Annotated in this window: 23 protein-coding genes and 1 riboswitch; of the genes, 14 read left to right on the forward strand and 9 right to left on the reverse strand. The window is 34.4% G+C overall.

Annotated elements, in window-relative coordinates:
- Positions 1-80 precede the first annotated feature (80 nt).
- The 3 genes from ACNQGJ_RS05620 (at position 81) to ACNQGJ_RS05630 (ending at position 2854) form a co-directional block, all read left to right on the forward strand.
- Positions 81-656 (forward strand): pseudouridine synthase, encoded by a 576-nt coding sequence (locus ACNQGJ_RS05620; RefSeq protein ID WP_417972030.1) that lies wholly within the window; start codon positions 81-83, stop codon positions 654-656.
- A 26-nt stretch (positions 657-682) separates the two neighbouring features.
- Positions 683-1138 carry a tRNA (cytidine(34)-2'-O)-methyltransferase gene (locus ACNQGJ_RS05625; RefSeq protein WP_417972032.1) on the forward strand — a complete coding sequence of 152 codons (456 nt, stop codon included), beginning with the start codon at positions 683-685 and terminating at the stop codon, positions 1136-1138.
- Positions 1139-1246: 108 nt separating this feature from the next.
- Positions 1247-2854, forward strand: coding sequence for a class I SAM-dependent methyltransferase (locus tag ACNQGJ_RS05630; RefSeq protein ID WP_417972034.1), 1608 nt, complete (start codon positions 1247-1249; stop codon positions 2852-2854).
- A gap of 1 nt (position 2855) precedes the next feature.
- Here ACNQGJ_RS05630 and ACNQGJ_RS05635 read toward each other — a convergent pair whose 3' ends face one another.
- From ACNQGJ_RS05635 to ACNQGJ_RS05645, 3 genes are all read right to left on the reverse strand, one after another.
- Positions 2856-3638 carry an ABC transporter ATP-binding protein gene (locus ACNQGJ_RS05635; protein ID WP_417972036.1) on the reverse strand — a complete coding sequence of 261 codons (783 nt, stop codon included), beginning with the start codon at positions 3636-3638 and terminating at the stop codon, positions 2856-2858.
- Positions 3638-4669, reverse strand: coding sequence for an iron chelate uptake ABC transporter family permease subunit (locus ACNQGJ_RS05640; protein ID WP_417972038.1), 1032 nt, complete (start codon positions 4667-4669; stop codon positions 3638-3640). The genes ACNQGJ_RS05635 and ACNQGJ_RS05640 overlap by 1 nt, the downstream gene beginning before the upstream one ends.
- A gap of 104 nt (positions 4670-4773) precedes the next feature.
- The gene (locus ACNQGJ_RS05645; RefSeq protein WP_417972040.1) at positions 4774-5916 is read right to left on the reverse strand and encodes an ABC transporter substrate-binding protein; all 1143 of its coding nucleotides are present in this window, start codon (positions 5914-5916) and stop codon (positions 4774-4776) included.
- Positions 5917-6013: 97 nt separating this feature from the next.
- On the opposite strand from ACNQGJ_RS05645, the gene ACNQGJ_RS05650 reads away from it, so the two are divergent.
- The 7 genes from ACNQGJ_RS05650 (at position 6014) to ACNQGJ_RS05680 (ending at position 13146) form a co-directional block, all read left to right on the forward strand.
- Positions 6014-6379: a DUF5522 domain-containing protein gene (locus tag ACNQGJ_RS05650; RefSeq protein ID WP_417972042.1), complete on the forward strand. Its 366-nt coding sequence runs from the start codon at positions 6014-6016 to the stop codon at positions 6377-6379.
- A 139-nt stretch (positions 6380-6518) separates the two neighbouring features.
- Positions 6519-7034 (forward strand): bifunctional adenosylcobinamide kinase/adenosylcobinamide-phosphate guanylyltransferase, encoded by a 516-nt coding sequence (gene cobU, locus ACNQGJ_RS05655; protein WP_417972044.1) that lies wholly within the window; start codon positions 6519-6521, stop codon positions 7032-7034.
- A complete protein-coding gene (locus ACNQGJ_RS05660) occupies positions 7031-7675 on the forward strand; it encodes a Dph6-related ATP pyrophosphatase (protein ID WP_417972046.1) in 645 nt (214 codons plus the stop codon). The genes cobU and ACNQGJ_RS05660 overlap by 4 nt, the downstream gene beginning before the upstream one ends.
- Before the next feature lie 77 nt (positions 7676-7752).
- Positions 7753-9429: a nicotinate-nucleotide--dimethylbenzimidazole phosphoribosyltransferase gene (gene cobT / locus ACNQGJ_RS05665; RefSeq protein ID WP_417972048.1), complete on the forward strand. Its 1677-nt coding sequence runs from the start codon at positions 7753-7755 to the stop codon at positions 9427-9429.
- Between the two features lie 86 nt (positions 9430-9515).
- Entirely contained in the window at positions 9516-10319 is an 804-nt protein-coding gene (locus ACNQGJ_RS05670; RefSeq protein WP_417972050.1) for an adenosylcobinamide-GDP ribazoletransferase, read from the forward strand.
- A complete protein-coding gene (gene cobC, locus ACNQGJ_RS05675) occupies positions 10304-10840 on the forward strand; it encodes an alpha-ribazole phosphatase (protein ID WP_417972052.1) in 537 nt (178 codons plus the stop codon). The genes ACNQGJ_RS05670 and cobC overlap by 16 nt, the downstream gene beginning before the upstream one ends.
- A 46-nt stretch (positions 10841-10886) precedes the next feature.
- A riboswitch (cobalamin riboswitch) is annotated at positions 10887-11161 on the forward strand.
- A gap of 74 nt (positions 11162-11235) precedes the next feature.
- On the forward strand, positions 11236-13146 hold the full coding sequence (locus tag ACNQGJ_RS05680) for a TonB-dependent receptor plug domain-containing protein (protein ID WP_417972054.1): 1911 nt from the start codon (positions 11236-11238) through the stop codon (positions 13144-13146).
- A gap of 147 nt (positions 13147-13293) precedes the next feature.
- Here ACNQGJ_RS05680 and ACNQGJ_RS05685 read toward each other — a convergent pair whose 3' ends face one another.
- Together ACNQGJ_RS05685 and ACNQGJ_RS05690 are read right to left on the reverse strand one after the other, a co-directional pair.
- On the reverse strand, positions 13294-13914 hold the full coding sequence (locus tag ACNQGJ_RS05685; RefSeq protein ID WP_417972056.1) for an N-acetylmuramoyl-L-alanine amidase family protein: 621 nt from the start codon (positions 13912-13914) through the stop codon (positions 13294-13296).
- A 68-nt stretch (positions 13915-13982) separates the two neighbouring features.
- Positions 13983-15434 carry a S41 family peptidase gene (locus ACNQGJ_RS05690; protein ID WP_417972058.1) on the reverse strand — a complete coding sequence of 484 codons (1452 nt, stop codon included), beginning with the start codon at positions 15432-15434 and terminating at the stop codon, positions 13983-13985.
- Between the two features lie 121 nt (positions 15435-15555).
- On the opposite strand from ACNQGJ_RS05690, the gene ACNQGJ_RS05695 reads away from it, so the two are divergent.
- From ACNQGJ_RS05695 to ACNQGJ_RS05710, 4 genes are read left to right on the forward strand one after another with little or no spacing between them, the layout of a single operon-like run.
- Entirely contained in the window at positions 15556-16065 is a 510-nt protein-coding gene (locus ACNQGJ_RS05695; RefSeq protein ID WP_417972060.1) for an RNA polymerase sigma factor, read from the forward strand.
- Positions 16052-16525, forward strand: coding sequence for a hypothetical protein (locus ACNQGJ_RS05700; RefSeq protein WP_417972062.1), 474 nt, complete (start codon positions 16052-16054; stop codon positions 16523-16525). The genes ACNQGJ_RS05695 and ACNQGJ_RS05700 overlap by 14 nt, the downstream gene beginning before the upstream one ends.
- A gap of 58 nt (positions 16526-16583) precedes the next feature.
- Entirely contained in the window at positions 16584-17159 is a 576-nt protein-coding gene (locus ACNQGJ_RS05705; protein WP_417972064.1) for a DUF4252 domain-containing protein, read from the forward strand.
- Positions 17159-17692: a DUF4252 domain-containing protein gene (locus tag ACNQGJ_RS05710; RefSeq protein WP_417972066.1), complete on the forward strand. Its 534-nt coding sequence runs from the start codon at positions 17159-17161 to the stop codon at positions 17690-17692. The genes ACNQGJ_RS05705 and ACNQGJ_RS05710 overlap by 1 nt, the downstream gene beginning before the upstream one ends.
- Positions 17693-18105: 413 nt before the next feature.
- On the opposite strand, the gene ACNQGJ_RS05715 is transcribed toward ACNQGJ_RS05710, so the two are convergent.
- From ACNQGJ_RS05715 to ACNQGJ_RS05730, 4 genes are all read right to left on the reverse strand, one after another.
- On the reverse strand, positions 18106-18834 hold the full coding sequence (locus ACNQGJ_RS05715; RefSeq protein WP_417972068.1) for a superoxide dismutase: 729 nt from the start codon (positions 18832-18834) through the stop codon (positions 18106-18108).
- 940 nt (positions 18835-19774) lie between these two features.
- Complete coding sequence (locus tag ACNQGJ_RS05720) at positions 19775-21046, reverse strand: acyltransferase family protein (RefSeq protein ID WP_417972070.1); 1272 nt, start codon at positions 21044-21046, stop codon at positions 19775-19777.
- 79 nt (positions 21047-21125) lie between these two features.
- Positions 21126-24125, reverse strand: coding sequence for a glycoside hydrolase family 3 N-terminal domain-containing protein (locus ACNQGJ_RS05725; RefSeq protein WP_417972072.1), 3000 nt, complete (start codon positions 24123-24125; stop codon positions 21126-21128).
- A 53-nt stretch (positions 24126-24178) separates the two neighbouring features.
- A complete protein-coding gene (locus tag ACNQGJ_RS05730; RefSeq protein WP_417972074.1) occupies positions 24179-25687 on the reverse strand; it encodes a sodium:solute symporter in 1509 nt (502 codons plus the stop codon).

Genomic DNA, 25687 nt, shown 5'->3' on the forward strand with positions numbered 1-25687 from the left:
TTGGTGAGGAAACGCAACAATGACTATTTTAAATCCTGCTAAAACAAAACTATCTTTGCTTGCACAATTAACACAATAAAATGTCTCATTCTCATTTCATTATTCATAAACCTTACGGGTATCTGAGTCAATTTATTTACGAACTAAAACGAAAAAAGAAACTCCTTGGAGAATTGCACGATTTCCCCAAAGGAACGATGGCAATAGGACGTCTTGACGAAGATTCTGAAGGATTGTTGCTGTTGACTACAGACGGGATGGTCAGCGAAATCATTAGAAGTAAAAAAGTCGACAAAGAATATTATGTGCAAGTTGATGGCATTATCACTCAGGAAGCCATCGAGCAACTCGAAAACGGGGTCGAAATAGGTTTCAATGGGACTAAATACATCACGAAACAGTGTAAAGCTTTTTTAATTAATGAAATTCCCGCTTTTGGAACCAGAGGAAAAAAAATACGGGATGAGCGTCATGGTCCTACTTCTTGGGCTTCGATAACAGTCAACGAAGGAAAGTTTCGCCAAGTTCGTAAAATGACGGCCGCTGTTGGTTTTCCAACGTTACGATTAGTTCGTGTTCGAATAGGAAACGTCCATCTCAATAATTTACAGGCAGGCGAAGTTATAGAAGTTGATGATTTTCAAATAACTGAATAAACAAATAACCGATTAACTCATATAAAATGTTAAACATCGTTTTAGTAGAACCAGAAATTCCAAATAATACAGGCAATATTGGCCGATTGTGCGTAGGTACTGAAAGCCGTTTGCACTTAATTCATCCTTTTGGATTTGTTATTAATGATAAAAACCTAAAACGTTCCGGGTTGGATTATTGGGTGCATCTTGATGTTACTGAATATCAAATCGTAGCCGAATGGAAAGCACAGATTCCTGATTTGTCCCGAGTTTTTTTGATGAGTTCCCATGCTGAAAAATCGTATTTAGAGAATGATTTTCAAGATGGAGACTGGTTGGTTTTTGGAAAAGAAAGTACAGGTTTGAGTGCCGCTTTTTTAAACGAATTCCCCAATCATTTGACAATTCCTATGTCACCGCTAATTAGAAGTTTTAATATTGCGAATTCAGTTGCATTTGTCATAGGCGAAGCAAAGCGGCAAATAAATAATAAACTGTAAGTTGTAAATTGTAAAAAGTAAGGCAATTTTGTGCTTGAAATTTCATATATTTGAGTAGTTCATTCCAAATCTAATCGTGTTTCTCGCCTTCTTTAAAATGTACCTTTTATGATCGACAAAATTACGCTCAGAAACACTATTTTCAAACATTTAGATGGTTTGGTTACGGCACCTGTAGCTTATGTTTTGCATGAAAAAGGAGTACTATCCCATATTCTTGACAAAAAAGAAGTCACACTTACGGAACTTACGGAACATTTTAAAGCCAACGAAGGTTATCTCAATGTGGGCTTACGTGTTTTGTGTTCGCAAGGATTCTTGAATTATCATATTGATCACACTGCAGATCAAATTAAATTCAGCATAAACGATAAAAGTGCTATTGCATTTTCGATGTTCTATTTGTACGAAGATGTGGTTGATTTACTGCATTTCACGATGCAATTTCGCACGCGATTATCAGATCACATTCCATTTGTCAGATTGGGTTTAATTTTTGATTTGTACGCAACTAATTACGGAATTTCATTTTCGAATGATACACTGACCAACGAAATTCAGCATCAGATTCTAACGCATATTGAAGGTTGTTTGGTTGGGCCAATATTAGTGCAATTGGGTATGAGTGGCATGTTCCACAAGTATTTTATGGAAATTTCCTTTCGTCCCGAAGAATTTCATAAATCTCCTGAAAAATTCAAAATCGTATTGGATTTTTTCCTTGAATTAGGCTGGTTTACCCAAAACAAAGGCAATTATCAATTTACTGAAAAGGGTTTGTTTTTTGCTAAAAGGGCTTCTGCTTATGGAGTGACGGTATCTTATTTACCCACTTTTAGTAAAATAGAGCATTTGCTTTTTGGGAATCCAAATGTACTGCGAACGGTGTCCGAAGGGGAAGATGAAATTCATGTCGATAGAGAAATGAATGTTTGGGGAAGCGGAGGCGCACACGACACTTATTTTAAAGTCGTAGATGAGATTATCATTAAATTATTCAATTTACCAATAGAAGACCAACCCAAAGGAATTCTCGATATGGGTTGCGGCAATGGAGCATTTATCGAACATATTTATACTGTAATCGAAAGACAAACGCGGCGCGGAAAAATGCTGGATGAGTATCCTTTATTCCTTGTTGGTGCCGATTACAATCAGGCGGCATTGAAAGTAACCCGAGCCAATTTAATCAAAGCCGATATTTGGGCCAAAGTAATTTGGGGCGATATTGGACAACCCGATTTGTTAGCTACTGATTTATTGGATAATTATAACATTGATTTGAAAGATTTGCTAAATGTAAGAACCTTCTTGGATCATAACCGAATTTGGGAAGTGCCAAAACACATTACCAATGACAGAGTAAGCCATTCAACAGGAGCATTTGCACATAGAGGAGAGCGTATCAGTAATAGTCTAGTCGAAGATAATCTATTGGAACATTTGATAAAATGGGCGCCTTATGTTCGGAAATTTGGATTGTTAATGATTGAATTGCATACGATTGCTCCAAATTTGACTGCTGCTAATTTAGGAAAAACAGCTGCTACGGCTTATGATGCCACCCATGGTTTTTCAGATCAATACATAGTGGAAATTCCCGTTTTGCACAAAATCGCTGCTGAAGCAGGATTGTATCCAGATACTAATTTTTTCAGGAGATTTCCTGATGCTGATATCGCTACAGTAAGTATTAATTTATTGAAAGGGAAATGATTTAAACAATCATAAACTTCCCTTTTTCAGCGTCAAAAACAATGTGTTCATCTTTGAATAAGGTGTTGAAACTTCCTTTTGCAATAAAATTACAGGGTTCGTCTTGCAACACAGTTTCTGGTGTCATAATAATCATTTCATCACTCAATTGTATCGCCATATCAATATCATGAGTAGAAAATAAAATGCATTTTCCAGTTTCATGAGTCAGCTTTTTCAAAAGTTTGAATAAGGCCACCTTGTGCAATAAATCCAGATGGGTCGTGGGTTCGTCTAAGATTATTAAAGGAGTATCCTGTGCTAAAGCGCGGGCTACTAAAACTTTTTGCAACTGTCCATCACTGATTTCGTAATGTTTTTTAGCAGCTAAGTGACTGATTTGTGTGAGTTCCATTGCTTCAAGAACTTTGGCGACGTCAACATCAGATAAAGTCCCCATCCAATTGGTGTACGGTTGTCTGCCTAAAGCAATAAGTTCAAAAACGGTTAGATTACTGGGCGGTAATTTTTCGGTTAAAACGATGCTTAAGTTTTGGGCTAAGGCTAAAGGTTCATAAGAAGTAATTTTCCTTTCATTTAAAAAAACAGCGCCGGAAAGCGGTTTCTGGATTCCCGTTATCGTTTTTAAAAGCGTTGATTTCCCGATCCCATTGGCGCCAATTAAGGCAATCAGTTTTCCTTTTTTTAAAGAAATCGAGATATTCGAAGCCACTTCGATTTTCTCTTTTTTATGAGAATAACCAATGCTAATTTGAGATGCTTGTAAGATGATTTCGTTTTCCATTAGGCGATCATTTTTCGTTTACTAACCAATAACCAAATGACCACCGGAGCACCAATTATTGAAGTCACCGCATTGATGGGCAAAGTGATCTCCAATCCTGGCAATTCTGAAATTACATCACAAATAAGCATGATCGAAGCTCCTAAAAGTAACGTACTCCAATACAAAACAGAATGGTTACTGGTTTGAAATACTAATTTTGCTATATGTGGTACTGCCAGTCCTATAAAGGCAATTGGACCTGCATATGCCGTGATGCTTCCAGCTAAAATGCTTGTTGCAAAAATAATAATTAATCGTGTTTTTTTGAAATTCAAACCTAAACTGCGAGCGTAATTTTCACCCAATAACAATGCATTGAGTGGCTTGATGCTAAACAGACTTAGTATTAAGCCAATCCCCACACAAACGGTTAGAATTACTATAGAAGACCAAGACAAGTTGCCTAAGTTTCCCATGGACCAAAACGTGAATTTCTGCAATTGTTCAGCCGAACTAAAATACGTAAGAACGCCTACTATGGCACTGGTAAAACTACCAAACATTAGCCCTACAATTAAAATGGACATTGTGTCTCGAAGTCTTTGGGAAACCACCAAAACGGCAAGTAATACAACGGAGCTTCCAATAGTTGAGGCTAAAACCACGCCATAAGAAGATAACAAAATAGTACTCAAAAAAGGAGGAAGTAAGCCAGCTCCTAATATTACAAAAGCAACACCTAAACTGGCACCGGAACTCAGTCCTAAAACGTAAGGCCCTGCCAATGGATTTCGAAACAAAGTTTGCATAAGCAAACCACTTATGGATAGCCCCATTCCGACAAGAATTGCTGTTATGGCTTTGGGTAACCTATAATTAATAATGATGTATTCCCAAGTAGACTTGCTCGCTTGACCACCAGTCAAACTAGTAAAAATTTCTCTAAAAGGTATCGTTATAGAGCCAAAACTAATATTTGTAAAAAACAATAGCACAAGCCCAAAAGTAAGCAAGAAAAATAGAATAGTATTTCGTTTTTGATTGTTCAATTGTAGTACGGTTATAGATGTATTATGATACTATATTTAATTTTTAAAATGAATTGAAATCCAGTTTTGGCTCCCTCTCCTTTGGAGAGGGTTGGGGTGAGGATTTAATTTAGTTTTTGAGCAAAAGTAAACGTGTAATTTGGAAGCAATTCAGGATGAAAGATTTTGATAAAATCTTTCAAGACTAAATCCGGTCGGCCTGGTGCTAATTCATAATAAATGGTTCCTCCCGTTGCACCTAATTTACTTTCAAAAGTATAGACATTTTTAGATTTTGAAGCGTCAAACTGACTGTAATGTGGATTGCTATTTTCGAATTCAGCACTACTTTTAAACGAACCTGTTGCAATCCAATAGTGCGCCGTTTTCGCTTTCTCTAATATTTTTTCAAAAGGTAAACTAAGACTTCCTGTTCCTTCAACATTTGCCCATAAATAACTGGCTTTGGCATCTTTCATAAATTGAGCTACCCAGCTATTTCCTCGCGCTACATACCATGTGTCTTGGTACATAGATCCGTAAAGAACTGTAGCTGTTGGTTTTTTGGTTGCAACCAATTGTATGGCATCATTATAATTTTTTACGATTTCATCAAAAAGCGTTTTGGCTTCTTTTTCTTTTTTAAACAAAGCACCGTAAAGCTTAATCCATTCTGCTTTTCCCAGTGGTGTTTGTTCCATCCAGTCCGCTTGAATGAGTACTTTAAGACCACTTTTTTGTAAATTATCAATCATTGGATTGTTGTTGTCAACTCCAAAGGTTACGATTAAATTAGGCTCCAATTCAATGAGCTGCTCCACGTTTAATTTTTCGTTTTGTCCTATGTTTTTAACACCGCCGGCATCAATTAGTTTTCTGGTTTTTTCAGAAGAAACATAATCGGTGTGAGGGAAACCCACTAGTGATTTTTCAACTCCCAGCATTTCCAAAAAAGGGATATTGGTCGTTGAAGTAACGACGATCGATTCTAAAGGCACTGAAATTGTGGTGTATTTTTGTAGGCTATCAGGAATGCTGCCGTTTTTTTCTTTTAAAATATACGTGAAGTTTTTATTGGCTTCAGGCCAAGGATTTGAAACCGTCACTACTGAATATCCTTCATAGGTATTAATAGAAAGTCCCGAGGCATATTCGATTGTGTTTTTTGAAGTTGTACTTTCTTTTACGTTCCCGTTTTCGCTTTTTTTACATCCAACGAAAGCTGAAAAAGAGAAAACAAAAAGGATTAATTTAAAGGTGAATTTCATGATTTAATTTTTCAATAGCGACAAAGGTATACCAAATTTATAAAATTTCTTGTTTATTTTTAGCAGTAAAAAATTGAACAAATACTATCTTTACGAAATGAATAGCATTAAAGTCAAAAACTGTTCTACTTGCGGAACTCCTTTTAATTGTGGGGACACAACTGAAGGAAGTAAATGCTGGTGCAACAATTTTCCGCCCATTTTTACTCCGTCAGAACTGGTAGATTGTTTGTGTTCCAGTTGTTTTACAACTGCTTGTTCCATCAAAATCGATGAATATGTTGGAACGATAGTTTCTGAAAAGGCAACGGATAATAAAGCCAAAGATTTACCCAAAACTACTGATCTTATAGAAGGAATTGACTATTATTTAGAAAATGGGAATTATGTTTTTAAGGCTTGGTTTCATCTAAAAAGAGGTCACTGTTGTACCAACGGATGTCGACATTGTCCGTATAAATAATTATAAATTATGAATCATTAAAGATAATATTGTTAAAACCAAGAGTTTTGATTTGAAAAAGAATGTGAAAATATAAATAGCGATGCAATATCAATATTAAAATGTTATTACAATTTACAATTAATAATTTACAATTAGCATGATTTATTTAATAACTGGCGGTGAACGCTCCGGTAAAAGCGGTTATGCCGAAAACTTAGCAAAAGGATTGTCGGATAAACCAATGTATGTGGCTACAGCCCGAAAATGGGATAATGATTTCCAAGAGAGAATCGATCGCCATCAAAAAGATCGGGACGAACGATGGATGAATATCGAAAAAGAAAAACACTTAAGCGAGATTGATTTTTCAGGAAAAGTAGCGGTCGTCGATTGCGTTACGCTTTGGTTAACGAACTTTTTTGTAGATACTAAAAATGATGTTTCCTTGTGTTTAGAACAAGCTAAAACCGAATTTGATGCCATTGCCAATCAAGAAAATGCCACAATTATTATTGTAACCAATGAAATAGGAATGGGCGTTCATGCCGAAACGCATATTGGTCGGAAATTCACCGAACTTCAAGGTTGGATGAATCAATACATTGCTAAAAATGCCGATACCGTTGTGCTAATGGTTTCTGGAATTCCTGTAACTATAAAAGAAAATAAATGAATTTTGTAACTTCTTGGAGTGGTGGAAAAGACAGTTGTTATGCTGTGATGCAAGCAATTCAGCAAGGATTTATTCCAAAAGTGTTACTCAATATGATGAATGAAAACGGAAAAGTTTCTCGTTCTCACGGATTACCTTTGTCTATATTGAATCAGCAAGCCCAAAAAATGGGATTACCTCTGGAAGGAATTCCTGCAACTTGGGGTGATTATGAAGCCAAGTTTATTGCAGTTTTGAAAATACTAAAAGCCAAATATGATTTGGAAGCAGCCGTTTTTGGTGATATTGATCTGCAACCGCATAAAGATTGGGAAGATAAAGTATGTGACGCAGCTTCGCTAAAAGCAATTTTGCCTTTGTGGCAACAAGACAGAATCGTTTTGGTAAATCAAATGCTTGAAAACGGAATTGTAACAATGATTGTTTCTTGTAATACCATAATGGGTGAGCGTTATTTAGGTGAAATATTGACTAAAGAACTAGCACAAGAATTACATGAAAAAGGAATTGATCCTTGTGGTGAAAATGGAGAATTTCATACTTTGGTAATTAATTGTCCGTTGTTTTCTGGAGCGATTGAACTGCCTGAATTTACTAAAATTACCTATGAGGATTATTGTTTCATCGTTTGGAAAGAATAATACGCTCTCTTATTGTTTTGATTTGACATTGCCATTGACTTTTGACATTGAAATTAAAAAATATTGAATTTAAAAAGATGACTTATTTAGATGAAATTTTAAAATCCCGTCGCGACACCCGTCATTTTACGGAGGATCAAGTACCGGATGCTGTTCTTGAAAAAGCACTGCAAGCGGGGCATTGGGCTCCTTCAGTGGGTTTAACTGATGCTACAAAATACTATCTGATTAGGTCGGCTGAAATAAAGAAAGCCATTAAAAATTTGTTTTCAGATTATGATGAAAAAGCAGTTGCGCTCACTGATAACGAACAACAAAAATTAGCATATAGAGCTCTTAAGCTGGAAGCAATTGAAGAAGCTCCACTGGGATTAGTGATTTGTTATGATCGTTCCGTTTTGAATAATTTTACGATTGGAACCGTTGGAAGTAACGAAGCGGTAAAGTTCAGTTCGGTTTGTGCGGCGCAAAATATTTGGCTATCCTTAACGGAACAAGGCTATTCCATGGGTTGGGTTTCTATATTGAATTATTATCAGTTTAAGCTATTATTAGGTTTACCTGAAAACATGGAGCCATTGGGGTATTTCTGCGTGGGAAAACCAGCTACTGATTATGATAATCAACCCATGTTGCAACAATTGAATTGGAAACAAAAGCAAGAAACGCCATTAGTGGAGGAAATCACTATTTTGCATGAAAGTAAGGTGACGAAAGTATTTTTTGATGCTAAAAAGGAAATGGATGCTGCTGCTTTTGCAAATGCGTTGCAACATAAAATCGACCAAAAAACCAAACCAACGGGTTCATTAGGAATTTTAGAAGTGCTTGCCAAACAAATAGGGATGGTGTTTCAAACTTTAGAACCTAAAATTACAAAACCCAATCTGGTTGTTTTTGCTGCCGATCACGGAATTGCAAATCACGGAGTAAGTGCCTATCCGCAAGACGTAACCAGACAAATGGTGAGTAACTTTTTGATAGGTGGCGCAGCAATTAATGTGTTTTGTAAACAGAATGAGATTCAGTTAGCTATAGTGGATGCGGGAGTAAATTATGATTTCCCTATGAATACGGATTTGATTTCAGCTAAAATAGGGAAGGGAACGCACTCTTTTTTACAAGGACCAGCAATGAGTAAAACAGAAATTGAATTGTGTTTTATAAAAGGAAGCGAGATTGTTGCCACTATTGCAAAGACGGGCAGCAATTGCATTGGTTTTGGCGAAATGGGCATTGGCAACACGGCCACAGCTTCGGTTTTAATGAGTATTATTTTAGAATTACCAATTCAAGATTGCGTAGGAAAAGGAACGGGTGTAAATGATGCGCAGTTAATTCAAAAAATAAATATTCTTAAAAAATGCATTGCTAATTACGATGGTTCAGATGATTTAGACAGTAAGTTAGCTTATTTCGGGGGATTCGAAATCATGCAAATGGTAGGTGGAATGCTTCAGGCAAAAAAAGCCAATATGTTGATTCTTGTGGATGGCTTTATCTGTAGTGTCGCTTTTTTAATTGCCTTTAAAAAGAATCCGTCGATTATTAAAAATGCTATTTTTTGCCATTCATCTGCGGAGCAAGGACACCAAAAAATATTAGACTACCTAGGAGTTCGCTCTCTGTTGCAACTTGATTTGCGATTGGGCGAAGGCACGGGTTGCGCCATTGCTTTTCCTATAATTGAGTCGGCTGTAGCGTTCTTGAATGAGATGGCCAGTTTTGAATCAGCAGGGGTTAGTGGTCGATAAACGGTAGATACACACTATTGTAGGGCCGCAATATTTTGCCTTTCTACTACAAGATCAAAATAAAATAATAAGATTTAATTCCAAAAATGAAAAAAGAACTCTATATATTTTTTACTGCATTAATGTTTTACACTAGGATTCCATGTCCTAAAAACATCGATCACAATCCAGATTATTTAAATAAAGCGTCCCGTTATTTTCCGTTTATTGGTTGGATTGTAGGGAGTGTGGCGTTTGGAATATACTGTATTTTTAATTATTTAGTTGCTCCTGAAATTGCGGTAATCTTCTCTATGATTGCTTCCGTTTTAGTGACGGGAGCTTTTCATGAAGATGGTTTTGCTGATGTTTGCGATGGTTTTGGTGGCGGTTGGACCAAAGAAAAAATCCTGATGATTATGAAAGACAGCGCAATTGGTGCCTATGGAGCGATTGGTCTAGTACTGCTGCTAATGCTTAAATTTCAGGCCTTGATTCAATTAATTAGTGTCTCGGAAACTAAATTTTTAATTTATAATTCACAATTCACAATTTTATTGTTGTTTGTTTCAGCGCATTCTATCAGTCGATTAGCGGCGATTTCAATTGTTTTTACCCATCAATATTCGCGTGAAGATGCTTCCAGCAAAAGCAAACCTATCGCACAAAGTTATTCTTGGAGAGAAGTGTTGGGAGCTTTCTTTTTTGGGTTACTTCCATTCGTTATTTTGTCCTGTTATCAGTGGCCGATACTGTTGGTTTTAATCCCTGTTTTTCTGACCCGATTTTTCTTAGCACGATATTTTCAGAAATGGATTGACGGCTATACCGGGGATTGTTTGGGAGCGACCCAACAGGTTTGTGAAGTGGTTTTTTATATATCAGTGATTGCAATATGGAAGTTTATTTAGTACGGCATACGGAAACGGTTTGCGAAAAAGGAATTTGTTATGGACAATCCGATGTGGAAATCATGGAGCCTTATCATGATGTTTTTCAGTCTGTTTTAAATCAATTGCCTCAGGATGCAAGGCTGTACTCTAGTCCTTTGCTTCGCTGTGTGCTTTTGGCAAATTATATCAAAGACAATTCAAAAATCACTTGTATTAACGAGGATTCCCGTCTAATGGAAATGAATTTTGGCGATTGGGAAATGAAAAATTGGGATGTAATTCCTGCTGATGATTTTACACCTTGGATGACTGATTTTGTAAATGTTCGGGTACCCAATGGAGAATCATTTACGGATTTGCATGATCGAGTAATTAATTTTATAACTAATGAACTTCAAGCAACCCATTCAAAACCAGTAATTATTGTGGCGCATGCGGGAGTGATACGCAGTTTTTTATGTAAAATTTCGGATTTACCTCTCAAAGACGCTTTTCAGAATAAAGTAGATTTTGGAGCTGTAATTAAAATTGAATTATAAAATCCGCAATTATTTAGGTTATTAACTTAATATAATTTTATCTTTGCCGCCGTATTGAGGTTGAGGTTTGTTTTTTCAAACCACATTAAAAGGGAATCAGGTGATAGATTTCAAGTTTTAGATATCAGATTTCAGGGCTTAAATCCTAAATCAAGAATCCTAAATCTTAAATCAAAAATCCTGAGCTGTACCCGCAACTGTAAGCTATAAAGCTTGTTGTTATCTACAAAACCACTGAGCTAGCTGAATTTATTTCAGTTTCTTGGGAAGGTAAACAACAAGACGCAAGCCAGGAGACCTGCCTATTACATCAAATATCAAACTTTCGGGAAAAAAGGTTTGGGTATGGGTCATTCTATGCTTTTCTCCCATTTATTAAATTTTACATTTTTAAAATGAACAAAAAATTCATTCGCTTTAGTGCGATTGCATTGTTATTTGCAATGAACACGTATGCCCAAGATCAAGAGCCAAAACAACTAGATGAGGTTGTTGTTTCCGATTCGAAATTTGCTTTGCCAAAAGAAAAATCAGGAAAAGTTATTGTGAAAATTACTGCTGAAGATTTGAAGAAAAAAGCAGGACAATCAGTAGCTTCGATTTTAAGTACGGTAGCCGGTGTTGAAATCAACGGAAACCAAAGCCGTAATGGTAAAGATTTAGGACTTTACATTCGTGGAGGAAGAAATCATCAGGTTTTAATTTTGATTGATGGCGTTCCGGTAACGGATGCTTCCGGTATTAGCTTATCCTATGATTTGAGATTACTTCCAGTGGAACAAATTGAAAGTATTGAGATTATGAAAGGCGCTTCGAGTACTTTATACGGCTCGGGAGCTGCGACTGGTGTAATTAATATTACACTAAAAAAAGCAGGTAAAAAAGCAATCGCTGGAAATGCATATCTGAATATTGGTACACAAACAGTTGCCAAAAACGCAAATTATAGTGTGCAAGATTACAATCAGGGATTTGCGGTAAACGGAGGTTTTGAAAAAGTGAATTATTTTGCCTCGTTGAATAGTACGGAGACCACAGGAATTTCTGAAGCGAAACCTTTAAATTCAAATACTAAATTTGAAAATGATGCTTTTTCAAGAGTTAATTCTCTTGTAAAAATTGGCTTTACGCCAAATAAGAAATTATCATTTGATTTCTTTGCTAATTATGACCGAATGAAAAGCGATTTTGATGCAGGTTCCTTTTCAGATGATCTTGAAAATTTTAGTTTATCAGAGCAATTTAGAGTTGGTTTTACTCCAAAATATAAATACAACAAAGGAGAATTTGTGATTAATACGGGCGCAAATGTAATCACCCGTGATATCTTTAGTTTTGGCTCTTTATTCTTAGCGAAGTCAAGAAGTGTTAATGTAGATGCCTTTAATAAATATGAAATTTCATCTCAGTTATTTGTGGTTACAGGTGCACAATTTCAGTTCCACGAAATGTCAAACAGTAGCGAGTATGATGCAATTGCAACTGATGTAGCAAAATTCAATATGATTGATCCTTATGCAACGGTGGTCTATAATTCAAACTTTGGATTAAACTTAAATGCAGGAGCTCGTTATAATATGCATAGTAAATATGGAAATAATTTTGTGTACAATATTAATCCTTCTTTCACTTTTTCTGAAAATTTAAAAGTATTAGCGTCCTATAGTACTGCTTTCATCACTCCAAGTTTGTACCAATTGTACTCACCTTATGGTGATTTGAATTTGTCTCCAGAGAAAGATGCAACTGCGGAAGTTGGTTTTGAAGTAAGCGCATTGAACAAGAAATTAGTTTTGAATGCTGTCGCTTTTCAAAGAGAAGAGGAAGATGCAATAGGATTTGATTTGACGACCTACAAATACTTTAATGTAGATGGGAAAAACAAAGCCAAAGGTCTTGAAACAATGATTTCTTATGCTTTTAATGATAAAGTAAAATTCAATGCCAATTATACTTTTACAGAATTAGAAAGACAATCCCGTATTCTAAATCCAAAACACAAAGTAAATGCTGCTGTGGATGTGCAAGCAACAGCGCGTCTAGCCTTTAATCTGGCATATCAGTTTGTGTCAGACCGATATTTAGAATACACAACATATCCTGCACCAACTTACGATCCCGTTTTAAATGCAGAAATTTTAAAAGATTATCAAATAGTTAATGCCAATATTCGTTATGATTTAATCAAAAACAGATTGAATGTTTTTGGTACAGTAGATAACATTTTAGATAAAGATTTTGTTGAAAGTCGTGGATACAGTACTAGAGGAAGAAATTTTAAATTAGGTTTGAATTTGGTATTCTAAAAGAATATATTTTAGTTTTAGTTCTTAATTCCCGTTCCCTAATTTGGAACGGGTTTTTTGTTGGGAAAAAATCAGATTCTTTAATTTTGAATTATAAAAAAAAGAGACTTTCAGTGATGAAAGCCTCTTTTTAGTTTAAAGTTATTTTTATTTCAATTCTGAAATGAATTCTATTATAGTTGCTGCAATTTTATTTTGTTCCAAATCATTGGTTAAATACTCTCTATCAGCAAGGTTGGACATGTAACCCAATTCTACAAGCACTGCTGGCACTTCCGATTTTTTTAAAATAAAAAAAGGAGCATTCTTTATTTCAGATGCTTTTAAATTATTATTTTGAATGAATTTAGTACGTAGTTCATTCGCAATTTTATTTGATTTTTCATTCGTAATCGATTCATTGGCAATGTAAAATTCCATTCCTGATTTTGCTACATTTGAACTTTTATTGACATGCAATGATAAAACTAAATCAGGTTTGATTTTGTTAATGATTACTGAACGATCATTCAAAGACAGAAATTCATCTCCAATTCTGGTAAGATGAACACTAATATTTTCGTTTTTATTTAAAAATTTGATTTTGTTAGTGATTTGTTCTACAATTTGTTTTTCAGTACTGCTGCTCGAAGTAGCTCCAAAATCGGATCCGCCATGCCCAGCATCAATAACGACATTAATTTGTTTAGGCTCTTTAATATCTGGTTTTACAAATGCGAAAGATACAATGGTTGCACAGGCCAAAAATACCGGAATTGATTTTTTCATGTGGTTTTGATTTAATAGGTTATTCAATAATAACTTACAAAAAATAATTTTATTGTGTTGTCTTTATCTTATTCCAATGCTTTCAAAAGTCCTTCAGGAGCTTTCTCAACATACATTTGATTTTGGATTCCTTTGACTGATTTCGAATCTTTGAAAAACTCAAAATCTACTCCTGTGTTTTGTTTCAACATTCTGGATGTTCCGGTTATTTTTCCAATAGCGGTACTCAATAAACGTTCTGAAGAGTCTCCAAGAACGCCAAATGTACTAACTGTTTCTTTTACTAAAAAATCGGGTTGTAACCCATTGAAATAATCTCCAAAACCGGTCGAATTCACAATTTTCAATACAATCGGCTGCATGGCGTATCTGTGGTTTGGGTTTCTGTTTTCCGAACCAAAAGTAGGGGAGTCATATAGAGTAACAGACCCAACATTTTTACCCACGGTTACATCGCCAATTTGTATGACATTGATGTGAGGCTCTAATCCGTTGATTACTAATTCACTTGCTGATGCTGTACTTTGAGTAGTCAATATATAGACTTTAGTCAAGTTTAAACTGTTTATTGCGGTGGTTCCTATTTTATCTGTAAAATTATTTATTAAAGCTGCTGGATTTTCAGCTTCAAAATAAGCATTAATTTTAGCGTTCCATTGTTGTTTTGCAAATACCTTTCCTGTAAATTGTCCTGTAATCATACTTGCTAATCGTGTAGCCGTTTGTACTGAACCACCTCCGTTGTATCGTAAATCTAAAACTAAGTCAGTAACTCCTTGTGATTTTAGTGAACCAAAAGCATCATTCAATTGCGTGTCATAATTAGCATAAAAACCATTGTACATCAAATATCCAATCTTATGTGAACCCGAAGTAATTACTTTGTTGATTAAAATTGGATTCTCGGATAAAACGGTTTTTGTTAACTCCACTGATTTTCCGTTGCCCGTAATGGTAGTTCCATTATAATCGGCTAGATTTAAGGTGTAAGTTTCATTGGAACCAAACAATAGTGCCTCATAATTACTCAAAGTAAGTTGCGTTCCATTAACGGCAGTAAAATAATCACCACGTTTAATATTCTTGTTTGAGGCATCTGAATTTGCAATGATATAACGTACATAACCAAATATTTCAGTGGTACTTCCGGGTTTTCTGCTTAAACCAAAATCAACTCCGTTATTTTTAGTTGTTCCTTGAAGTGCTCCTTCCAATTCTAAATAATCATCCACAATCCAACTGAATCGATCTATGGATTTGTCGACTCTAAGCGCATTAAAAAGCTCTTCGGGTACGGGATACCCTTTTAGAAACGTGTTTAATTCAGTCTGGTCAGCAAATCTGTCATCAGCCAAATTTGGAACATCTGCCTGCCATAAGTAATACTGGTTAAGCCCTTTCCAAATAAAATCTTGAATATCTAAGCTTGCTGGCGGTGCAACATCATCATTATCTTGACAGCTTTGGAAAGTGAAAACTGCTATAAATAATAAAAGCGTAAATTTGAAACTTGTTCTCATGTTTGGATTTTAATATAATAAACGTAAAAATACTAACTTTAGTTTTATTTTAAGTTTTTTTTGTTACAAAAATAAAAATGAGTCGTCTACATTATATACTAAGTTTAAAACCTGCTTTTATATGAACCAAAATGAGTTTGTACTACTCGTCACTCCTTTTAAAGATAAAGTCTTTAGGCTGGCCAAGCGATTGCTTGTAAGTACTGAAGAAGCAGAAGACGCTACTCAGGAAGTTTTGGTTAAATTATGGAATAAAAATGGAAATTTAGCCCAGTACGGCAGTGTAGAAGCATTTGCAATGACAATGACAAAAAATTATTGTTTGGACCAGCTAAAATCCAAAAGAACAGGAAATCTTAAAATCGTTCATACAAATTATATCGATAGGGAACCGGCTCTGGAGAAGAAAATAGAAGATTTGGATAGTTTGAATTGGGTGGAGAAAATAATGGATAAATTACCCGTTCAACAAAGATTGATTATTCAAATGCGAGATATTGAACAATACGAATTTGAGGAAATTGCAAAAATACTCGATATGAATGAGAGTGCAATTCGGGTGGCACTTTCAAGAGCAAGGAAGACGATACGGGATTATATGACAGAAACACACAAATATGGAATTAGTTAAAATAGAAAATTTAGTAGAAAAATACTTTCAGGGAGAAACCAGTATTGCAGAAGAAAATGAATTACGTAATTATTTTTCTTCATCGAATGTTGCGCAGCATTTAGAACAATACAAGCCTATATTTGGGTATTTCTCTCTTGCGGCAGCCCATCAGTTTACGTCGGAAATTCCACTGCATGCTAAAAAACGTACTATTGCGTGGATATCAATTGCGGCCGCGGTTGTTGTTTTGCTGGGAATAGGAACCTATGCTTATCATAGTGATGTGGTTGTAAATAAAAGCCAGGATTTAGGGACGTACGACGATCCCCAAGAGGCTTTCAGAGCAACTCAAAAAGCATTATCGGTATTGTCAGATAATGTAAATGTTGGCATAGAAAGTGTACAATATATTCAAGAATATCAATCCACAAAAGATAAAATATTCATTAATACTAAAAAGCAATCTGGTGGGTCGTAATTGACTTGAGTAAATAGTAAAAACAATAATAATTTTAAACCAAAACAATTTAAAAAAGATGAAAACAACAATCAATAGTAACAAAATGAACAATAATCTCAACTGGAGTAAAAAAATTATACTCACTTTAGTGTTCACATTAGTTTCAAGCACATTTTTTGCGCAAGCGATTTTTGATAAATTCGACGGGCAAGAAGGCGTTACCTCAATCATTGTCAATAAAAAAATGTTTGATTTGATGAGCAAAGTAAAAATGGATGCTTCTGATAAAGAAATGCAACAATACCTGAGCTTGATAAAGAAACTGGATGATTTAAAAGTCTTTACGACCAAAAGCGCCAGAATAGAAGGCGAAATGAAAGTTATAGCTGATAAATACATAAAAACGGCAGGATTAGAAGAACTGATGCGTGTGAATGAGAATGGTAGAAGCATTAAAATTTCAGTGAAATCAGGAGCAAGTGATTCTCAAATAAAAGAATTATTTATGTTTATTGAAGGCGCTAAAAATGATGATACCGTTTTAATGTCTTTAAAAGGTAATTTCGATTTAGACGAACTGTCTGTTCTTACCAATAAGATGAAAATTCCTGGTGGCGAAGATTTGAAGAACGCAACTAAAGGAAATAAGTAATGAAAACAGTTTATGTATTAGCGCTACTATTCAGTTTGCTTCTTGTAAGCTGTAACTCTGAACCGACCTTGCAAAAATATTTTGTGGAAAATACCGAAAACAAAAATTTTATTGCTTTGGATGTGTCACCTAATATTCTGAATGTTGATAAAACAAAATTATCAATTGCGCAGAGCGATGCTTTAAAGTCGTTTGATAAGATGAATATTTTGGCTTTCAAGTTGAATGATAAAAACAAGGCTCAATTTGAAATTGAACGTGCGAAGGTTAATCTGATTTTAAAAGACAAAAAGTACCAACAGCTGATGAAGTTTAATTCAGGTAAGGAAGGAGCATCGGTGAGTTTTGTAGGAACAGATGAGCATATTGAAGAGTTTGTGCTCTTTGCTAATAGAAAGGAAAACGGTTTTGCTGTTGTTCGAATTTTGGGCAAGGATATGAATCCCACAGATATTATGACAATGATAAGCGTTTTGCAGGAATCTAATATTGATGTAGAGCAGTTGAAGCCTTTGCAGCAGCTATTGAAATAAGCGTATTTTTGGATAGTAAAAAAAAGCGTCTCGATAATATGTCAAGGCGCTTTTTTTTGAGGTATGATTTTCGACCAAAGTTAGATGAGTATCAATTACAAAACATTATTTTTTGATATTTGGTTTGACCGTTTTAGTTAAAAGATCACTTTTTAGATCTACAAATAATGTAAAAGTATGATAAAGAGTAAAAGGCAAATAATTGAAATAAGTCTATTATTTGCCTTTTACTCTTTATGTTTTAACTGTAACCTTTTTGAGACAATTCTCAAACCATTTTAGTTGATTTAAAACTTTTTACAACTTCTTTCGCCACTACTGAGTGTTTTGTGGAATTTAATGCGTTCATGAAGTTAGATTAGTTTATTTAAATTAATTTACAAAACTAATATTCATTGTTTTTTTTGATATGTTTATTGCATCAATTTTAATGCATCATTGAGTCGCAGTGCAACATTATCCCAATTGATAATATTGAATAATGCATCTACAAAATCCGTACGTTTGTTTTTGTATTTTAAATAATAGGCATGTTCCCAAACATCAATAACCAGTAGCGGAATGGCGCCCCACTGCGTTAGCTTCTCGTGGTTTTCGCATTGCAAGATGACTAAACTGTCGCTGTATGGTTGATAGGCCAAAATTCCCCAACCGTTACCATCTACGTTTTTAGAAGTGGCAGCAATTAAGATTTTAAGTTTATCGAAACTGCCAAAATTTTTCTCGATTCGCTTTAGTAACTCGCCTTGTGGCAGGGTATTCCTGTTCGTCAGATTTGTCCAAAATATGGAATGCAATATATGTGATGAAAAATGATGGGATAATTTTTTGGTCCAAAAATCTACAGTTTCCAAATTGTTTTCGTCCAATGCTTTTTTTATCATTTGCAAATCTTTGTTTGCCCCTTTGACCGCGCCACCATGATGAAACGTATAATGCAAATGCAAGGTCTCGGCATCCATATAGGGTTCTAAAAAACTTTCACTATACGGAAGCGTTTGTTGAATATAATTTCCGTTTGCATCCACCAACTTATCAATTGAATTGTTAGCTAAATTTTTGGCAAATGTCTCATTTGTTGGAAGTATTAACGAAGCTGCACCTAATAAAGTGCCCGATTTTAAAAACTCTTTTCTGTTCATTGTAAGATATTTTTTTAAATTATCAAAATTTGATTGCGTTCAATTAATTTATGGCCACCGCGAGAACAGGAAATTTTAATTCCGTTCCTTTCTATTGCCAATATAAACCATCTACCTGATTTAAGATCGCGTACAATTTATTTTAGGTTGGTGCAATAGCTTATATTTAAATAGGGATGCCATGTATACCGTTGATCCGAAATATATTCTACCCAACTGTAAATTGTATCATAAATTTGAATTCCAATTTACAACCTTCAAAATCATTTATGTAAGTGTAAGAAGTTACCCCCGATATTACTTAAGTTACCCCCGATTTTGCAAGGAATTGCATCCAGCTCTTTTGACCTATTCACTATTTGATTGGTAAGTTATTTCAAAGATATGGAAGTCTGATGAAATGGAACAGGATAACACTAATCTTTTTTATCGGCTTTGCTTTTTGATAAATCATTTTGGTAAACTGTCGGTGTCTTTCCAGTTTGTTTTTTAAAAATTCTGTTGAAATGATTCAGATAAGTCAAACTGATTTTAAAAACAGCTGTATTTTATTTAATTACAAAAATAAAAACAAAAAAACATGATTTTTGAAACTGAAATTACATTCTAAAAAACCAATTAAATTGCTTTGTATCAGGATTTGTCGCTTTAGAGGTTGCCAACATTAAATTGTTTTAACGAATTTAAACTAAAAAAACACCCTGAAAAAGACTGTTTTGAAAGTGATTAAGTAAAACCTTTGTTAAGCCCTGTAAATAGGCTTTTAAAATGACCACGGTGGGACAATTTTCGGACCTTCTTTTAGATGACTTAAAGAAAATGAATAGAATGGATTACTGAATAAGAAAATGTAAATAAAAGGAATGTATTGGTCATGAATAGCAGACTATTGTTTTTAACCGCCAAATGGAAAAAAACTTATTAAGATAATTTGGAAAGGTTATACTTTAAAAATTAACTTATTTTTATAAAACCCCCATAATATTAGTGACCAAAAAACAGCATACACCAATGCAAAAGTTAATGAAGCATTCATAGGATTGCTGAAAATGGGAACAATACAAAATTTATAAAAATAACTTTGAAGATTGATCTGTTCCGAAGCTATTTCAGGATTTTCGATCTTAATGGCACTCAAAACTCTTGGAATTATTCCCGAAAAGAAAAACACAATCATAGGATTTACACCCCAAATTAAAAATAACTTTGTCCATTTTTTATAGTTTGCAACATCTATTAGGAAGTATAATAATGTTAGGCTTAAGGTGGCGATGCCTGCAGAATATAGTACATAGGAACTTGTCCAAAGTGATTTGTTGATAGGAAACAGGAGACTCCAAAGCAAGCCTGCAATTAGTAATGCAAATCCGACGACTGCTATTTTTTTTAGAATTTCAGTTTGTTGGATTTTCAAATTTAAAATTTGGCCTATGAACATTCCAAGAATTCCTGTAGCTACAGCCGGGAGAGTACTCAAAATTCCTTCTGGATCCCAAGTTTTGGCGTAACTCCATAGATGTCCTTTTAATACTAAATTATCCAACCACGCAGCTAAGTTGGTGCCTTTTTCAAAATTTGCGGCACCAAATCCCGGAACTGGAACAAAAGCCATTACAATCCAGTAACCCAATAAAATTGATGCAGCAACGAGAAGTTGTGTTTTCAGATTTGTTTTTAAATATAAAAGAGAGACAAAAAAATATACAATTCCTATTCGCTGTAAAACTCCTGGGATTCGTACATCCTGAAATGCTTCAATTTGACCGTATGCTAAGATTAATAATATTGAAAAAATTCCAAAAACGAAGTAGGTTTTAATTTTTAAACTGAAGTTTCCTAAAAGTGCATAAGCGACTGCAAAGGTTATCATCAACCTGAGTAGTAACAAGGAAATCCCCTCTAAGGCCAATAATTCAATTCTACTGAAATAATTTAAAAATAATCCTAAACAGAAAATTCGTAAGGATCGAACTATAATTTTATTAAAAACTACATAGTCAAATTGTTTCGTTGGCATTGCAAAAGGAATTGCGCTACCCATTATAAAAATAAAAAAAGGAAAAACTAAATCGGTCGGAGTACAGCCGTGCCATTTTGCGTGTGCCAAAGGCGGATAAATAGCGGCCCAACTTCCCGGGTTGTTGACAATAGTCATTAATAAAATGGTAAATCCTCGAAATACATCTAGTGAAATTAAACGCTTTTTTGTCATTTTTTTGTTTAAATTATTAGAATAATGGAATCATTTGAAACATACTTCATTCAGGTTTACTAAAATGGTGTCAACAATTTTATTTGATGATTGCTTCCTGAATTATTTGCTGAATGTCTTCGCGAATTTTTTCTTTAGATAATTTATTTCCTTCACCAGAAACTTCCGGATAGGTTCTATTGGATAGGAAAACATAAACAATCTCTGTTTCGGGATCGACCCAGGCTATGTTTCCGGTGAATCCGGTATGACCAAAACTGGATTCAGAAACACAGGTACAAGTAGATCCGTCTTTTCCTATTCTTTTATCAAAACCTAAACCTCTATGAACTCCTTCAGAACTGTAATAGGAAGTGTTGAAGGCATCGAATGTTTTTTCGGAAAAATATTGCTTATTGCCGTAATTTCCTTTTTGTAAAAACAGCTGCATCATTTTGGCGACATCCATAGCGTTAGAAAAAATTCCGGCATGACCGGCTATTCCACCTTCCATTGCCGCTGCCATATCATGAACGTATCCCTGAACAACTTGGTGTCTAAAATAATTATCAACTTCAGTCGGTGCAATTCGATTTTTATCAAATTTTTCTAAGGGATTGTAAAGGGTATTATTCATTCCAAGTGAGCTGTAAAAATTTTTCTGGCTTAAAACTTCTAATTTCTTTTTAGTTTTTCTTTCGAGGTATTCTTTCAGGATAATGAAAGTGAAATCGCTGTATTTGTATTCTCTTTTAATTGATAATGGGCTATTGGCAATGATTTTCATAATTGTATAGTGATAATCATTTCTTATAAAAAGACCGTCGGCTACTTTTGTGGAAAATTGGGAGTCAGCTATTTTATGATAGTATTTTTCCAAAGGCTTGTTTTCAGTGTCCAAGGTTGCTTTGTAAAATGGAATCCAGGCCTGAAGTCCCGCATAATGCGTCAGTAAATCCTTGAAGTTGATGTTTTCTTTATTTGTTTTTGCAAAAAGGGGAACCATTTTTTTTAATTTGGTATCCAGATTCACTTTATTTTGATCGTATAATTGCATCACGTTAGGCAGCGTCGAAATCATTTTTGAAATCGAGGCTACATCATATAAGTCCGAATTTGAAACTTTCGTGGTATTATCATAGGTATGGTAACCATAGGACTTCTGGAAAATGACATTTCCTTTTCGAGCGACAAGCACCTGCATTCCGGGTGTCATTTTACCATCAATTGCTTTTTGGGCTACAGCATCGATTTTAGATAAAATCTCTGGATTCATTCCTTCATTTTCTGGGGTTGTAAAACCCAAACGGTTTAATTTTTTGGTTGATAAGCCCTCATTTATATGGAAGGATGAATTAATGGATACGGGTAATTTTCCTTTGGCTTCGATAGCTCCAAATAGTAACTCTGCTGAAACCACCTGACTTACATCAGAGTTTTGGTAGGAAACTATTAATCCTTCAATATCATCAAAAGTAGTGATTGGCAATAGGGAATAAGGTTTTGTGAAAATATCTAAAATTACTTTGTTCTGCTTTGCAATTTTTTGTAACCAAAGCAATTCAGTTTCCGTAAAATTCTGTTTTTCCCAAGTTTTGTTTAATTTGTGGAAACCAATGATAACAGTATTGTATTTTTTTAATTCGGTGTTTAGACTATCAATATCGGTGTTTGATATTTCGGTCACTTCGGTATATTTTTTTAATGTTGTTACAAAAGTGCTGTTGACATCATCTCCCAGTTTTACGTATGCAATTTTTTGATCTAAATTTTTGATAGGAAGTATTTCTTTTTTATTCTTCAAAACGGTAACAGCATTTTCATACAATTGATAGTGCAAAGCATCATTTTGTGAAGGATTGATATCATTGTATAAGTTTGCTATGTCGATTGGCTTATATTTATTTAATCCTGCTTTAAATTTATAATGCAATATTTTTTTTACAGAATGGGACAAACGTTGTTCCGTAATAATACCATCATTATAGGCCGTTTCAAGTTTTTGAACTGCTATTGGTATATCTTCCGGACAAAGTAAAATATCATTACCAGCAAGAAGTGCAGCTAATTCCAGATCACCAGGAGCTTTGAAATTGCTTGCCGCTTTCATCGCTAAACCATCGGTAAAAATTAAACCATCAAAACCTAATTGCTTCTGAAGTAGATTGGTTACTACATTATAAGAAGTTGAAGAAGGATAATTTTCTTTCGATTCTAAGCTAGGAATGTTTAGATGTGCAACCATTACAGATACTAATCCTTCATCAAACATTCGTTTGTATGGATACAATTCAATCAAATCAATTCGTTCTTTTGAGAAATCAACCAGAGGTAATGTTAGGTGCGAATCGGTTGATGTATCTCCATGACCGGGAAAATGTTTTCCGGTGCTAAAAACGCCTTGGCTTTGTACTCCTTTCATTAATGCAATGGCTTTATTACTCACATTAATTTTGTTTTCACCAAAAGAACGGTTTCCAATAATAGGATTTTTAGGATTGGTGTTGATGTCAAGGACAGGAGCAAAATTGAAATGAATTCCCATTCGCTTGCTTTCACTAGCCATATTCTTTCCTACACTTTCAATTAAATTTAAGTCTTGAATTGCTCCCAAAGTCATATTCCAAGGATAGCGATACGTAGAATCTAATCGCATACTCAAACCCCATTCTGCATCAAGGCCAATGAACAAAGGAACTTTGGCTTTAGACTGATATTGATTAGTTAATTTAGCCTGACGAACTGGTCCACCTTGAAAAAAAATCACACTACCTATTTTGTAGTCTTGAATTAATGCCTTGGTTCTATTTTCATGAACGGAATCTTTATTAGAATATACCGAAATCATAAATAGTTGTCCTATTTTTTCTTGAAGCGACATTTTGTTGTAGATACTGTCGGCCCAAATCGTTTCATTTTCAGAATTTTTAAAAAAAGTCTTTCTTTCTGATTTACTTTTAGGTATATAAATATCTATTTCTTTTGAAAAGGAAGCTTTTTTTAAAGCGGTAATTGTATTGGTTTTTTTTGAAGTAGCACAATTGGTAATCAAAAATATAAATGCGGCGTAGAGGCTAATCTTTATAAAGTAATTTTTCATCGAATTATTTTTAGTGCATGTGATTGGTAAATCATTGGTGTTTTTAATGTGATCTAAAAACTAATTTTTTTAATGCTATGGGAACTTGTCAGGAACAATCCTAAGTAAGTTAAGAGTCCGTTTAGAACTATTAATTCGTTATCAAATACGTAACCCGAAAACAATATTTTAGAGTTTTCATTTATTATATAGGTTAAGAAAGGAGCTGATAGGCATATAAATGGGACTAATTTATCATTTACGTTTCTTGATTTTTGAAACAGACCAAAAGCATATAATCCTAATAATGGGCCATAAGTATAAGAAGCAACCTTGAATATCATCCCAACAACAGAACTATCATTGATTGAATTGAAAATGAGTATTACTAAGAAGATTAATAATGAAAAACTTATGTGAACAATATGTCTTTTACGGACGGTATTTTGTTTACTGCTATTTTCGGTTTTGCCCATTCCTAAAAAATCGACACAAAAAGAGGTAGTTAAAGCCGTCAGCGCAGAATCGGTAGTGGCAAAAGTGGCTGCAATAATCCCTAATAAAAATATAATTGCCGGAATTGTTGATAAATGATTTAATGCGATTTCAGGAAAAAGCAAATCGGTTCTGGGTTTATTTGTAATTAAATCAACAGGGATTTCAATTCCGTTTTTATCAGCATAAATATATAGTAAAGCACCAACACTTAAAAAGAAAATATTGATTATAACGAAGATTCCCGTAAAGGTAAACATGTTTTTTTGTGCATCACCAATATTTTTGCAACTCAGATTTTTTTGCATTAAATCTTGATCCAGCCCAGTCATGGCTATAGTTACAAACATTCCTCCTACTATTTGTTTTACAAAATGAAATTTACTTCCAAGGAAATCATCAAAGAAAAATATTTGTGAATAATTACTGTTTTTAACTTCATTGAAAGCGCTAACGGCACTTAAATTCATACTGTCGCAAATAAAATAAATTGTAAGGAAAACTGATGTTACAAGGAAAAAAGTCTGCAAGGTATCCGTGATAATGATTGTTTTCAATCCACCTCTGTAGGTGTAAGAAAAAATGAGCAGCAAGGAGATTAATACAGTTAATGCAAACGGAATATTATAATAATCAAATACAAAACGCTGTAATACTATTACCACTAAATAGAGTCTGAATGCAGAACTTATCGTTCTGCTAATCAAGAAAATAGTAGCTGCGGTTTTATAGCTGTAAAGCCCCATTCTCTGTTCTATGTATCCATAAATAGAAGTTAGATTCATTCTGTAATACAGTGGTAATAATAACTTTGTAATTACTATAAATCCGATAGCATTACCCAATACAAACTGAAAATATTTGAATTGTTCGCCACTCGCGGCGCCTACTTCTCCCGGAACAGATATAAAAGTTACTCCCGAAAGAGCGGTTCCTATCATCCCAAAAGCAACTAAATACCATTTTGAATTTTTATTGGCGGTGAAAAAAGCATCATTCCCATCATCTTTTTTGCTGACTCTATGTGAGATGTAGAATAATGTTGCGAAATAAACGATGATAAGGATTAGGATTGCACTTGGAGTCAT

Source organism: Flavobacterium cryophilum, assembly GCF_048286555.1.
Taxonomy (GTDB): Bacteria; Bacteroidota; Bacteroidia; order Flavobacteriales; family Flavobacteriaceae; genus Flavobacterium.

Bases quoted from the DNA above. Each gene is read 5' to 3' on its own strand.
- ACNQGJ_RS05620 (WP_417972030.1), top strand. From the start codon at position 81: ATGTCTCATTCTCATTTCATTATTCATAAACCTTACGGGTATCTGAGT.
- ACNQGJ_RS05625 (WP_417972032.1), top strand. From the start codon at position 683: ATGTTAAACATCGTTTTAGTAGAACCAGAAATTCCAAATAATACAGGC.
- ACNQGJ_RS05630 (WP_417972034.1), top strand. From the start codon at position 1,247: ATGATCGACAAAATTACGCTCAGAAACACTATTTTCAAACATTTAGAT.
- ACNQGJ_RS05635 (WP_417972036.1), bottom strand. From the start codon at position 3,638: ATGGAAAACGAAATCATCTTACAAGCATCTCAAATTAGCATTGGTTAT.
- ACNQGJ_RS05645 (WP_417972040.1), bottom strand. From the start codon at position 5,916: ATGAAATTCACCTTTAAATTAATCCTTTTTGTTTTCTCTTTTTCAGCT.
- ACNQGJ_RS05650 (WP_417972042.1), top strand. From the start codon at position 6,014: ATGAATAGCATTAAAGTCAAAAACTGTTCTACTTGCGGAACTCCTTTT.
- cobU (WP_417972044.1), top strand. From the start codon at position 6,519: ATGATTTATTTAATAACTGGCGGTGAACGCTCCGGTAAAAGCGGTTAT.
- ACNQGJ_RS05660 (WP_417972046.1), top strand. From the start codon at position 7,031: ATGAATTTTGTAACTTCTTGGAGTGGTGGAAAAGACAGTTGTTATGCT.
- cobT (WP_417972048.1), top strand. From the start codon at position 7,753: ATGACTTATTTAGATGAAATTTTAAAATCCCGTCGCGACACCCGTCAT.
- ACNQGJ_RS05670 (WP_417972050.1), top strand. From the start codon at position 9,516: ATGAAAAAAGAACTCTATATATTTTTTACTGCATTAATGTTTTACACT.
- cobC (WP_417972052.1), top strand. From the start codon at position 10,304: ATGGAAGTTTATTTAGTACGGCATACGGAAACGGTTTGCGAAAAAGGA.
- ACNQGJ_RS05680 (WP_417972054.1), top strand. From the start codon at position 11,236: ATGAACAAAAAATTCATTCGCTTTAGTGCGATTGCATTGTTATTTGCA.
- ACNQGJ_RS05685 (WP_417972056.1), bottom strand. From the start codon at position 13,914: ATGAAAAAATCAATTCCGGTATTTTTGGCCTGTGCAACCATTGTATCT.
- ACNQGJ_RS05690 (WP_417972058.1), bottom strand. From the start codon at position 15,434: ATGAGAACAAGTTTCAAATTTACGCTTTTATTATTTATAGCAGTTTTC.
- ACNQGJ_RS05695 (WP_417972060.1), top strand. From the start codon at position 15,556: ATGAACCAAAATGAGTTTGTACTACTCGTCACTCCTTTTAAAGATAAA.
- ACNQGJ_RS05700 (WP_417972062.1), top strand. From the start codon at position 16,052: ATGGAATTAGTTAAAATAGAAAATTTAGTAGAAAAATACTTTCAGGGA.
- ACNQGJ_RS05705 (WP_417972064.1), top strand. From the start codon at position 16,584: ATGAAAACAACAATCAATAGTAACAAAATGAACAATAATCTCAACTGG.
- ACNQGJ_RS05710 (WP_417972066.1), top strand. From the start codon at position 17,159: ATGAAAACAGTTTATGTATTAGCGCTACTATTCAGTTTGCTTCTTGTA.
- ACNQGJ_RS05715 (WP_417972068.1), bottom strand. From the start codon at position 18,834: ATGAACAGAAAAGAGTTTTTAAAATCGGGCACTTTATTAGGTGCAGCT.
- ACNQGJ_RS05720 (WP_417972070.1), bottom strand. From the start codon at position 21,046: ATGACAAAAAAGCGTTTAATTTCACTAGATGTATTTCGAGGATTTACC.
- ACNQGJ_RS05725 (WP_417972072.1), bottom strand. From the start codon at position 24,125: ATGAAAAATTACTTTATAAAGATTAGCCTCTACGCCGCATTTATATTT.
- ACNQGJ_RS05730 (WP_417972074.1), bottom strand. From the start codon at position 25,687: ATGACTCCAAGTGCAATCCTAATCCTTATCATCGTTTATTTCGCAACA.